This window comes from Virgibacillus sp. LDC-1 (assembly GCF_030137545.1).
Lineage (GTDB): Bacteria > Bacillota > Bacilli > Bacillales > Amphibacillaceae > LDC-1.
Window position 1 is genome coordinate 63679 of sequence record NZ_JARUVL010000014.1, and the last position, 12159, is coordinate 75837.

The 12159-nt window shown below is 36.9% G+C and carries 12 protein-coding genes; all 12 read left to right on the forward strand.

All coding sequences use genetic code 11. The features are described from left to right. Positions 1-8: 8 nt before the first annotated feature. Positions 9-1211, forward strand: coding sequence for a CCA tRNA nucleotidyltransferase (locus tag QBK89_RS12085; protein ID WP_284141310.1), 1203 nt, complete (start codon positions 9-11; stop codon positions 1209-1211). After that, on the forward strand, positions 1187-2176 hold the full coding sequence (locus tag QBK89_RS12090) for a biotin--[acetyl-CoA-carboxylase] ligase (protein WP_284141311.1): 990 nt from the start codon (positions 1187-1189) through the stop codon (positions 2174-2176). The genes QBK89_RS12085 and QBK89_RS12090 overlap by 25 nt, the downstream gene beginning before the upstream one ends. Next, complete coding sequence (gene panB, locus QBK89_RS12095) at positions 2176-3006, forward strand: 3-methyl-2-oxobutanoate hydroxymethyltransferase (RefSeq protein ID WP_284141312.1); 831 nt, start codon at positions 2176-2178, stop codon at positions 3004-3006. Before QBK89_RS12090 ends, panB begins: the two co-directional genes overlap by 1 nt. Positions 3007-3018: 12 nt before the next feature. Continuing rightward, the gene (gene panC, locus QBK89_RS12100; RefSeq protein WP_284141313.1) at positions 3019-3897 is read left to right on the forward strand and encodes a pantoate--beta-alanine ligase; all 879 of its coding nucleotides are present in this window, start codon (positions 3019-3021) and stop codon (positions 3895-3897) included. Between the two features lies 1 nt (position 3898). Continuing rightward, entirely contained in the window at positions 3899-4294 is a 396-nt protein-coding gene (gene panD / locus QBK89_RS12105; protein ID WP_284141314.1) for an aspartate 1-decarboxylase, read from the forward strand. Positions 4295-4366: 72 nt separating this feature from the next. Further along, positions 4367-7171, forward strand: a complete 2805-nt coding sequence (dinG, locus tag QBK89_RS12110; protein ID WP_284141315.1) for an ATP-dependent DNA helicase DinG — start codon at positions 4367-4369, stop codon at positions 7169-7171. Positions 7172-7446: 275 nt separating this feature from the next. Then, positions 7447-7977 carry a cell wall elongation regulator TseB-like domain-containing protein gene (locus tag QBK89_RS12115; RefSeq protein ID WP_284141316.1) on the forward strand — a complete coding sequence of 177 codons (531 nt, stop codon included), beginning with the start codon at positions 7447-7449 and terminating at the stop codon, positions 7975-7977. A 31-nt stretch (positions 7978-8008) separates the two neighbouring features. Continuing rightward, entirely contained in the window at positions 8009-9193 is a 1185-nt protein-coding gene (locus tag QBK89_RS12120; protein ID WP_284141317.1) for a pyridoxal phosphate-dependent aminotransferase, read from the forward strand. 18 nt (positions 9194-9211) lie between these two features. Continuing rightward, positions 9212-10504: an asparagine--tRNA ligase gene (gene asnS, locus QBK89_RS12125; RefSeq protein WP_284141318.1), complete on the forward strand. Its 1293-nt coding sequence runs from the start codon at positions 9212-9214 to the stop codon at positions 10502-10504. Positions 10505-10633: 129 nt separating this feature from the next. After that, positions 10634-11320: a DnaD domain-containing protein gene (locus QBK89_RS12130; RefSeq protein WP_284141319.1), complete on the forward strand. Its 687-nt coding sequence runs from the start codon at positions 10634-10636 to the stop codon at positions 11318-11320. Between the two features lie 4 nt (positions 11321-11324). Next, complete coding sequence (gene nth / locus QBK89_RS12135; RefSeq protein WP_284141320.1) at positions 11325-11975, forward strand: endonuclease III; 651 nt, start codon at positions 11325-11327, stop codon at positions 11973-11975. A 67-nt stretch (positions 11976-12042) separates the two neighbouring features. Next, on the forward strand, positions 12043-12159 hold a 117-nt coding region (locus QBK89_RS15130), incomplete at its 3' end, for a helix-turn-helix domain-containing protein (protein WP_481937832.1).

Consider the following 12159-nt stretch of genomic DNA (forward strand, 5'->3'; position numbering starts at 1 on the left):
ATTGATACATGATGCTTATAGAACCATTTATACAAGCACTTCCTATTATTCAAACGATAGAAAAAAACGGCCACCAAGCATTCTTTGTTGGTGGATGTGTTCGTGACTATTTATTAAAACGTGCAATAGGGGATATTGATATCGCTACATCGGCTACTCCTGATCAGGTAAATGCAATGTTTGATCAAGTTATCCCAGTCGGTATAAAGCATGGCACAGTCATTGTACGCCACGAAAAACAATCTTATGAAGTGACAACCTTTCGTGCAGAGGGGAGCTATTCAGATAAGCGACATCCAGATACGGTCGTTTATTTAGATAATATTGAGAAGGATTTGGAACGTCGAGATTTTACGATTAATGCAATGGCAATGGATACTCATGGGGAAATTATCGATTTATTTCATGGGCAAGTAGATTTAGCTAAAGGAATAATTCGTACAGTTGGAAATGGCTACGACCGTTTTATGGAGGATTCACTTCGAATTATTCGTGCGCTTCGCTTCACAAGTCAGCTAGGCTTTACAATAGAAAAAAATACATTAGAAGCAATGATAGCAGTCCAACATCAGATTGATTTTTTAGCGATTGAACGAATTACGAATGAGCTCATAAAGCTATTTTCAGGAGAATACGTTGATTTAGGGATTGCCTTTCTAAAAAAAACGAATATTGATCAACATCTCCCAATTATAAAGGATAATCCTCGTTTTTTTGAAAGGCTTCCTGTTCCTTTTCCACCCGTAAAAAACGCTGAGGAATTGTTTTGTTTATTTACATACATGAATAAAGATATTTCAATTCAGGACTGGGTAAAAGCTTGGAAGTGCTCTAATAAAACAAAAAACAATGCGATGGCTTTGTTAGATGCACTACAGCACCTTAAAAAAAATGAGTTAGACAGGTGGCTCGTATATAAATTAAATAGACCGTTGTTTCCTAGCTTTATTCGATTAGCTAATACATTACTTGATCAAGATATCGCACTCGAACATATGCATGCTTTATACGAGCAACTGCCCATTTATTCAGTGAGCGATTTAGAAATAAATGGATATGATCTTATCCAGCTGTTTCCAGATGTAAACCAGGGACCTTGGTTAAGAGAGATGATTAATAAAATAGAATACGCTGTTGTTGTTGGACAGGTTGTAAATAATAAATCAGAAATAAAGGAGTGGATAAAATGGAATCCACCCGGAATAAGCTAATCGATATCCTAGCGAAGAATGACAATCAATTTATTTCCGGTCAGATGCTTTCAGATAGATTGAACATTTCCCGTAGCGCAATTTGGAAGCATATGAAAGAACTTGAAAAAGACGGTTACATAATAGAAGCCCGGCCTAAATTAGGCTATCGAATTAGCGGGTTTCCCAACAAAATCAGTGAAAACACGTTACAATGGGGCTTAAAAACAAAGTGGCTTGGGCAGACAATTATTCACAAAAAATCGACCACCTCTACACAACATCTGGCACATCAGGCTGCACTTGAAGGAGCAAAACACGGAACCGTATTTATAGCGGATGAACAAACGATGGGTAAAGGAAGAATGGACAGGAAATGGCATTCTAAAATGCATAAAGGAATATGGTTAAGTATGCTATTACGACCGACAATTCCTCCTCATCTTGCACCACAGCTTACCTTATTAACTGGTACGGTACTTGCAGAAGTCCTGGAGAAAGCTGGTGATGTTGTACCATTCATTAAATGGCCAAACGATATTATCCTTGATGATAAAAAAACCGCCGGAATACTAACAGAAATGCAAGCAGAGCATGACCGCATACAGTATGTTGTGATTGGTATTGGCATTAATGTAAATCACGAAGAAAACGATTTTCATGAAGAAGTGAAATCAAAGGCAACTTCTTTAAAAATTGCTTCTAAGCATAATTGGGATTTAAATCAATTGATCCAAGATATTTTACTAGCATTTGAAAGTGCTTATGAACGCTTTATCGAGAATGACTTTTCCACCATTCGAACAAAGTGGATCGCTTATGGCTATAAGATGAATCAATACGTAGATATTAAAGCTGGAAATAGGAATTGGGAAGCTAAATTAATTGGCATCGATTCGAATGGGGCACTTTTAATTGAAAACAAAGATGGTACATCTGAAAAGCTATATTCTGCTGAAATTAATTGGTTTAAGGAGTGTAATTAATGATAACGACGACTGATTTACGAAGGATGAAAGAAGAGCAGGAGAAAATCACAATGCTCACAGCGTACGATTATCCATCAGGAAAGCTTGCAGAATCAGCTGGTATCGATATGATTCTTGTTGGAGATTCTTTAGGAATGGTCGTACTAGGATACGATTCCACCGTTCAAGTAACAGTAGACGATATGATTCACCATGCAAAAGCAGTTAAACGAGGGGCTAAAAATACATTTACAGTCGTTGACATGCCCTTTATGTCATATCATATTTCACTAGCCGATGCTTTGCAAAATGCACAACGGATATTTCAAGAAACGGAAGCACAAGCAGTAAAGGTGGAAGGTGCAACTGAAAGAACGATAACATTAACAAAACAACTAACAGAGGCCGGAATACCAGTTGTGGCACATTTAGGCTTAACTCCTCAAACGGTAAACGTACTTGGTGGCTATAAGGTACAAGGAAAAGACCTTCATGCTGGTGAAAAGCTGCTCCAAGATGCAAAAGAACTTGCAAACAATGGGGCAATTGCGCTTGTTCTGGAATGTATACCAACAGAGTTAGCTACAATCGTTTCAGATGCCATCCCAATCCCGACCATTGGGATTGGAGCTGGAATTGATTGTGATGGGCAAGTGCTTGTATATCACGATATTCTAACTTACGGTGTATCACGTTTACCGAAATTTGTTAAATCATATGCTGATTTTAATAATTTAGGTACAGAAGCGATTAAGGAATACATCAAAGAAGTTAAATCATCTACATTCCCAACGGATGAACATTCATTTTTCATTAAAGATAAGAAATATCTTCCTGCTCAGGAATAAAGGTGGTAGCGAATGGAAATTATCCGAACTGTTGACAAAATGCGTTTGAAAATTAATGCACTTCAAGCTGCCAAGAATACGATCGGCTTCGTGCCGACGATGGGCTATTTTCATGAAGGGCATCTACGACTAATGGAAGAAGCCAAAAAAGAGAATACAATAACGATTGCAAGTATCTTCGTAAATCCACTGCAATTTGGACCAAATGAGGATTTTGATAACTATCCAAGAAATGAAAAGCGAGATATACAATTAGCTGAAAAAGTGAATGTAGATTTTCTGTTTATTCCAACCGTAAATGAAATGTATCCACAAAATATGAAAATAAACGTTTCCATTCTTGATCGAACGGATGTGCTTTGCGGAAGATCGAGACCCGGCCATTTTAATGGAGTTATTACAGTTTTAACGAAGCTATTTCATATTATTCAACCAGATAATGTTTACTTTGGACTGAAGGATGCACAGCAAGTAGCAGTCGTCGATGCTTTAATACAGGATCTGAATTTTCCGATTCATTTACATGGAGTCCCTACCGTTCGAGAGCAGGATGGCCTAGCAAAAAGCAGCCGAAACGTAAATTTAACCCTTGCTGAGCGTAAAAATGCACCCATTCTAGCCAAGGCTTTACAGGATGGACGTCGATTAGTAGTTGACGGAGAAACAGATACTGATATCATTATAAATGAGGTAACTAAAAGTTTGCATGCATGTATAGGAAAGATAGACTATATCGAACTACTATCTTTTCCTGAACTAAGGCCTGTTGAGACAATTAATCAACACGTTATTTTAGCGGTGGCTGTGCAATATAACCATGCACGATTAATTGATAACATAATATTTGATCAAAATGGAACGATAATTGATTATTACCATAAGGAGAAATGACATGTTTCGTACGATGATGAAGGCAAAAATTCATTGCGCTACGGTTACGGAGGCCAATCTTCATTATGTCGGTAGCGTAACTATTGATGAATCAATATTAGAGCAAGTAGATATACTCCCTCACGAAAAGGTCCAAATCGTAAATAATAATAATGGAGAACGATTTGAAACGTATGTCATACCTGGAAAAAGAGGTTCGGGTACCATTTGTCTAAACGGGGCAGCAGCACGGCTTGTTCAAAAAGGAGATATTGTCATTATTATCGCTTATGCAATGATTGCAAATGATGAGCTAGCATCCTTTAGACCAAAAGTAGCACTAATGAATTCCAAAAACGAGGTGGACCAGTTGATCAACCAAGAGCCTCCTTTAACGGAACCTGATCGTATCATTTAGTGGTGAAAACTCTTATCTAAGGATAGGGGTTTTCTTTATTGATCATACGAATAGAGAAAGGGCGGTGATATAATGACAAAATATGTAGTATTTGATTTAGAAACAACCGGACATAGTCCAAATAACGGAGATAAAATTATCGAAATCGGCATCGTAGTTATTGAGGATTTTAAAATAGTAGCAGATTACACAACATTATTAAATCCCGGCAAACCAATTCCACCGTTTATTACAAACCTTACTGGGATTGACGATAAGGCAGTGGAATCTGCGCCTTGTTTTACAGATGTGGCTTCAAAAATAACATCGATGTTTAAAGACAGCTTCATTATTGCACATAATGTTCCGTTTGATCTTGGCTTTCTAAATGAAGCACTACCTGAAGCTGGTTACACTATGCTTGAAAATTTGGTGATTGATACTGTTGAGTTAGCAAGAATCTTGATTCCGCAAGCTCCGAGCTTTAAATTAGGGCAACTGGCACAATACTTGAACATTACGCATGATGATCCGCACCGTGCCTTGTCAGACGCTTATGTAACTGCTAAATTATTTTTGGCTTTAAAAGAAAAGCTGTTTTCATTACCTTTTGAAACGGTTCAACAGCTAATGAAGATAGAAACGAAGCTGCAATCCAATTTAGAGCATCTTTTAACACAGCATTTAGAATTGCTTCGGTTTTCATCGTCAACTAATGAAGAGATCGTATCATTCCATGGTCTAGCATTTAAAAAACAAACAGATTTAAGGAACCAAGATATAAAGTTAGACATGGCATTTGGAGAATATCTTGATACCATTTACGCCCCTAAAGGTGGACTTGAAAAGTCAATTAACAACTTTGAATCTAGACCTGGTCAACAGCGAATGTCTGAATGTATCTTTGATTCATTTCAATCAAAACAGCATGCCTTAATTGAGGCAGAGACAGGAACAGGGAAATCATTTGCATACTTAATTCCCGCTATTTATCATGCAGTTCGAACTAAAAAACGTGTTGTTGTTAGTACACATACGACCCAGCTTCAATCTCAATTGCTCAATGAAGAAATTCCTGTACTAAAACGTCTCCTGAATTTTCCATTTCAAGTAGCGTTAATGAAAGGGAAACAGCACTATATTAGCCTTGAAAAAGTGGAAAGAGAGCTTTCTAAATATGATGCTGACAATTACGATATTGCATTAACAAAAGCAATGCTTCTTGTTTGGCTTACCGAGACGAATACTGGAGATTTAGATGAAATAAACTTTCCTGCTGGAGGTTATAGTTTTATAAGAAAGGTGTCGACTGAATCGGAGGATTATACAAATCCACATTCTCCTTGGTTTACCTATTCGTACTATCACCGTGCTCGGAAGTTAGCAGAACATGCAGATATTGTTATCTTAAATCATGCATTACTTTGTACGGATGTTTTTAATGATTATCAGCATATACCTTCCTATGATTATGCAATTATTGATGAAGGACATCATTTAGAAGCTGTAGCATCACAGCATTGTGGCTTAAAGCTCGATTATGTTCATTTATTATATACACTTAACCAAATCGGTTCAGGTGGTGACGGGAACTGGCTAGCAACTGTTCGAAATACGTATCCGGCTTTACAATCTGCGTTTACCATTGAAGCTTGCGGAAACTTGTTTAATGATCTCAAGCAAGAAGTAGATGATCTTTTCCGTGGTATATATCATTATGTGCATAAGAAGCGATATAATCGACAAAATGTAAGTGATATAGGCAGGATACAATATCGAATTAATCATGAAGATTTTGAAGATCGCTTTTGGAATACGATTCAAGATATGGCGGCTCGTCTTCGATATTTACTTCAAAAACAATGTGCTGTTCTTACCTTGATTGAAAAGGAGACAGAAGTTGATATCCATGTACGTGATGAAGCAAAGAAACTAAAGGATATACTGCAACAATTTCACGAAAGTATCCATCATATGTTAATAACACGAAATATCGAAAATGATGTGAGATGGATTGAAGCAGAAGGAGGCGGCCCTAAAAATGCGGTTTATTTATATAGTGAGCCAACTAACTTGTCAGCCTTACTTGAAGATTCTTTTTTCCTGAAAAAGAAAAGTATCATTTTAACTAGTGCAACGTTGTCTATAAAAGGTTCTTTTTCATTTATTCGCTCACAATTAGGAATGCCAAAAGAGCGAACGGTAGAAGAGCGAATAGCGTCTCCGTTTGACTATAAAGAACAAGTAAGGCTATTCATACCAAATGATTTCCCTGACATTAAACAAGGTGACTTAGATGACTTTGTATATTCGACTTGTGAAGCGATTGTATCAATGGCTGAAATAACTAAGGGAAGAATGCTTGTATTGTTTACGTCCTACGAAATGCTTAAGCAAACGTATTTTTTTTTAAAAGAAACAATGAATACAGAGGAATATTATTTGATTGCACAAGGGCTCTCAAGCGGCAGTAGAGAAAGGTTAAAAAAGAATTTTCAAACGTTCGACAAAGCAATTTTATTAGGAACGAGCTCTTTTTGGGAAGGTGTCGATATTCCTGGCGAGGATTTATCATGTGTCATGATTGTAAGGCTTCCATTTCAACCGCCAAATCACCCGGTGTATGAAGCAAAAGCAAATGCATTAAAAGAAGCAGGTAAAAATGCATTTATGGAATTAGCGCTACCAAATGCAGTTATTCGCTTTAAACAAGGATTTGGACGGTTAATTCGTTCGAAAAGTGATCGAGGCATCGTATTTGTATGTGATGCACGTATTAAAAAAGCACGATATGGAAAGTATTTCTTAGAATCAATTCCAGATGTCCAAGTGAGCTATGGAAATACTTCAAAAATAATGGATGAAGCAAGTATTTGGTTTAATAAAAAATCCGACTGATGCCTTTGTCATCAGTCGGAATAGAGAGGGTTAGGTGATTTTTTTGTTGAAATAAATAAAAATAGAACAAAAAACACGCAAGGCTTGGTATACTAAGGAGTGTAATTTATTTTATTTATCTTCAACACTTACTCTATAGTGTAAGCTATTCGTTCTGAACTATGAGTAACAAAAATTGATAAACAAAGCAGTTTTTTTTACTGGAGGGATCAAATTGCAATGGAACGAACGTACATAATTGCAAACGAAATACGACTATTTAGGACAGAAAAGGCATGATGTTTTATCATAACAAACCTCGATTTTCATCTTGGGTGAAATGGCTAGCATGGATAACTATAATCATTGCGGTTGCAATATTTTGTTTCCTAATTTATTTATACAATGTAATCCAACATGAAAAAACACAAGAATTCGATCAAACGAAAAAAATCGTATTTGCTGAAACAGCTCTTACAGAAATAAATGAAATTACACGATTTCATGGTGATCAGTATTATCATGCTGTAGTTGGAAAAACAGATCAAAAAGATGTTAAAATAGTATTTGTCTTAAAAAAGGAGAACAGTAATGAAATATCTGTATTCGATATGGATGAAATGATTTCCAAAGATAAAGTAAATGATATGTTTATTCAAACTTGTAGCAATTGTAAATTGCTGAAAACTACACCTGCAATTATGAATAATAAACCTTTTTGGGAGCTTACTTATACAGATGGCGACAGGAGACACGTCATTGAGTATGTTTCTATGTACGACGGATCAAAATACGAACAATTTCGTTTTAAGCATTTATTTCAATGAACGTGAAACAGTTTGAAGGGAGTTCAATGATATGGATTTGGCAAATAGAGTTAAAAGCTTAACACCATCATCAACACTTGCCATTTCAGCAAAGGCAAAGGAATTAAAGCAGGAAGGCTACGATGTAATTGGCTTAGGAGTAGGCGAGCCGGATTTTAATACGCCACCATCCATTTTAGATGCCGCGACAAAGGCAATGAATGAAGGGAAAACGAAATATACGCCTTCAGGAGGAATACCTGATCTTAAAGCAGCGATTATAAATAAGTTCAATGTGGATAATGCACTTGAATATAAACAAGAAAATATTATTGTAACGACTGGAGCAAAGCATGCTTTATTCACGCTTTTTCAAGTCCTTCTAAATGAGGGAGATGAAGTAATCGTTCCAACACCATATTGGGTAAGCTATCCTGAACAGGTTAAATTAGCAGGCGGAATCCCTGTAGTAGTAGAGGCAGAAGAAGAAAATGATTTTAAAATCACTCCAGAGCAACTAGAAGCTGCCATTACCTCGAGAACAAAGGCAGTAATTATTAATTCTCCAAGTAACCCGACTGGCATGATGTATCATGCAGCGGAATTGGAGAAGCTTGGAGAAATTTGCTTAAAGCATCAAATTATGATCGTATCTGATGAGATTTATGAGAAGCTTATTTACACAAATGATGAGCATGTGTCTATTGCCTCGCTCTCACCAGCATTAAAGGAGCAAACAATCATCATTAATGGGGTATCTAAATCTCACGCAATGACAGGCTGGAGAATCGGTTATGCAGCTGGTCCACAGCATATTATTAAAGCAATGACGAATCATGCTTCCCATGCAACATCTAATCCTACTTCTATAGCACAATATGCAGCATTAGCAGCGTATAACAATACAGAAGAAGATCCGACCATTGAAATGCGCCGTATTTTTTCAGAGCGATTAGAATTGTTATACCAATTGTTAATTGATATTCCTGGAATTACGTGTACGAAGCCTAATGGTGCTTTTTACCTCTTTCCGAATGTAGCGGAAGCAGCAAAAATGAATGGCTTTGCGCATGTAGATGATTGGGTAACTGCTCTATTAGAAGAAGAAAAGGTTGCCATCGTACCTGGTTCAGGCTTTGGAGCGCCTAATAATGTACGTTTATCTTATGCTACTTCAAGCGAACTTTTAGTAGAAGCAGCTAAACGGATGAAACGATTTGTAAATAACCATAAATAATGTTGGAGGAGAATTATTTTGAAAACAACAATAGCAAATGTAGCAAAAAGTGAAGGAAAAATAGTTACGATTGGAGCATGGCTCGCTAATAAACGATCAAGCGGAAAAATTGCTTTTTTACAGTTGCGGGATGGTACTGGGTTTATGCAGGCAGTTGTCGCTAAGAATGATGTCAGTGAAGAAACCTTTCAATTAGCAAAAAACATGACACAAGAATCATCGATGTACATAACTGGAACAATTGTAGAGGACAAGCGTTCTCCGATAGGATATGAAATGCATGTAACGGAGATTGAATTAATTCAAGAGGCAGTTGATTATCCAATTACTCCAAAAGAGCATGGAACAGAGTTTTTAATGGATCATCGTCACCTATGGCTTCGCTCAAAAAGACAGCATGCCATTATGAAAATACGGAACGAAATTATACGAGCTACGTATCAATATTTTCATGATAATGGTTATGTGAAAGTAGATCCTCCTATACTAACTGGAGCATCAGCTGAAGGAACCACAGAGCTTTTTCATACGAAGTATTTTGATGAAGAAGCATACTTATCTCAAAGCGGACAGCTCTATTTAGAAGCGGCAGCTATGGCATTAGGAAAAGTGTTCTCTTTTGGACCAACTTTCCGTGCCGAAAAATCAAAAACACGTCGACATCTAATTGAATTCTGGATGATTGAACCGGAAATGGCGTTTGTCGATCATGAAGAAAGCTTACAAATTCAAGAAGAATATGTTAGCTTTGTTGTGCAATCCGTCTTAAAGAACTGTAAAATTGAGCTAAATACGCTTGAAAGAGACACATCAAAGCTCGAATCAATTCAAGCGCCATTTCCTAGAATATCGTATGATGACGCGATTGAGCTATTAAAGGAAAAAGGCTTTACAGATATTGAATGGGGCGAGGACTTTGGTGCACCGCATGAAACAGCAATAGCGGAAAGCTTTGATAAGCCTGTTTTCATTACAAACTATCCTGCCGAGATTAAAGCATTTTACATGAAGCCTGTACCTGGAAGAGAAGAAGTTGTGTTATGCGCGGATCTTATTGCACCAGAAGGTTACGGAGAAATTATCGGTGGCTCGCAGCGTATTGATGATTTAGAGCTGATGCAAAAACAGTATGAAGCACATGAACTAACTGGGGATGCATATGCGTGGTATTTAGAATTAAGAAAATATGGTAGTGTACCACACTCTGGATTTGGACTGGGATTAGAAAGAACAGTTGCATGGATTACAGGAATTGACCATGTAAGAGAAACAATTCCATTTCCTCGTTTATTGAATAGACTTTATCCATAATGATTGAATACAGCACTCCCTTCGTCGCTATTCCGAATTAGGGAGTGTTGTTTCCTTATAAGCAGAACCATTGTAAGAAAGTCGACTATATTATATGTCTTGCTATAACTATTCATGAGGTGCTAAACGATGATTAAATCTGTTACAATGCAACAAATATTACTCAATCAGCTTCCGATTCCCGCCAATTTATTAACATCCTATACAAAAATTGGATTAGACGAAAAGGAAGTGATGATTATTTTACAAATACATCGCTTTTCATTTGAAGGTAATTTCTTTCCAACACCAGGAGATTTAGCCTCGTGTTTAACAATAGATGAAGGAGATTGCTCGAAAATCTTGCGTAAACTCATCCAGAAAAATTATTTATCCATTGAACAAGTAGAGAATGACCAGGCGCAACTTACAGAAATTTATTCGCTTAATCCATTATGGGAGCAATTATATACGAAAACAAAAGCTGAAACCGAAGAAGTACATCAGGATGGAACAATTTTTGTTTTATTTGAGCAAGAATTTGGAAGACCATTATCTCCATTTGAAATAGAAATGATCAATGCATGGCTAGATGAAGATAAAATCGAACCAGCACTGATTAAGGCAGCACTACGCGAGTCTGTATTGATGGGCAAATTAAACTTTAAGTATATGGATCGCATCTTAAGAGAATGGCAAAGAAAAGGAATTAAAACGGTTGATGAGGCAAGGGCAGCAAGTAAATCATTCCATACCAATAAAAAGCAAGCTATACAGCCTGAACCGAAAAAAAGAGATACATCCTTTTATTATAACTGGCTAGAGGGAGAAGAGTAAGGACATGCTAACTAAAAGTGAAATAAGGTTTTGCTTAGATGAAATGAAGCAAATGTTTCCTGAGGCAGATTGTGAGCTAGTACACGAAAACCCATTTGAGCTCCTTATTGCTGTAGTATTATCTGCTCAATGTACAGATGTACTTGTCAATAAAGTAACACGTGAATTGTTTAAAAAATATAAAACGCCAGAGGATTACATCGCTGTTCCATTAGAAGAACTGCAAAACGACATTCGTTCAATTGGATTATATCGGAATAAGGCAAAAAATATTCAAAAGCTATCTAACTCCATTATTCATGAATATGGGGGAGAGGTTCCCAAAACAAAGGATGCATTAATGAAGCTTGCTGGTGTTGGGAGAAAAACAGCAAATGTCGTCGCCTCTGTCGCATTTCATGAACCAGCCATTGCTGTTGACACACATGTAGAAAGAGTATCAAAGCGGTTAGGAATTTGCAGATGGAAAGATTCTGTATTAGAAGTTGAGCAAACTTTAATGCGTAAAGTACCAAAAGAGGAATGGAGTGCGACACACCATCGGATGATTTTCTTTGGACGCTACCATTGTAAAGCGAAAAATCCAAGCTGTGATGTATGTCCACTATTACAAATATGTCGAGAAGGTAAAAAACGAATGAAGGACAACAAATAAAAAAAGTGGCTACTGATGTGAACCCCTAGAGTTAGACCAAAAAATCTAACTCTAGGGGGGTTTTAGTATGGCAAAGTATGACTTGGCTTTTAAGCTAGCGGTGGTACAAGCTTATTTAGCAGGAGAAGGAGGTTATTCGACAATCGCTAAAAAGTATGGCATTCCTTCTAACAGTACCGTAGAA

Excerpts from the sequence above, each read along its gene's own strand:
- QBK89_RS12085 (WP_284141310.1), top strand. The coding sequence starts at position 9 with ATGATGCTTATAGAACCATTTATACAAGCACTTCCTATTATTCAAACG.
- QBK89_RS12090 (WP_284141311.1), top strand. The coding sequence starts at position 1,187 with ATGGAATCCACCCGGAATAAGCTAATCGATATCCTAGCGAAGAATGAC.
- panB (WP_284141312.1), top strand. The coding sequence starts at position 2,176 with ATGATAACGACGACTGATTTACGAAGGATGAAAGAAGAGCAGGAGAAA.
- panC (WP_284141313.1), top strand. The coding sequence starts at position 3,019 with ATGGAAATTATCCGAACTGTTGACAAAATGCGTTTGAAAATTAATGCA.
- panD (WP_284141314.1), top strand. The coding sequence starts at position 3,899 with ATGTTTCGTACGATGATGAAGGCAAAAATTCATTGCGCTACGGTTACG.
- dinG (WP_284141315.1), top strand. The coding sequence starts at position 4,367 with ATGACAAAATATGTAGTATTTGATTTAGAAACAACCGGACATAGTCCA.
- QBK89_RS12115 (WP_284141316.1), top strand. The coding sequence starts at position 7,447 with ATGATGTTTTATCATAACAAACCTCGATTTTCATCTTGGGTGAAATGG.
- QBK89_RS12120 (WP_284141317.1), top strand. The coding sequence starts at position 8,009 with ATGGATTTGGCAAATAGAGTTAAAAGCTTAACACCATCATCAACACTT.
- QBK89_RS12130 (WP_284141319.1), top strand. The coding sequence starts at position 10,634 with ATGATTAAATCTGTTACAATGCAACAAATATTACTCAATCAGCTTCCG.
- nth (WP_284141320.1), top strand. The coding sequence starts at position 11,325 with ATGCTAACTAAAAGTGAAATAAGGTTTTGCTTAGATGAAATGAAGCAA.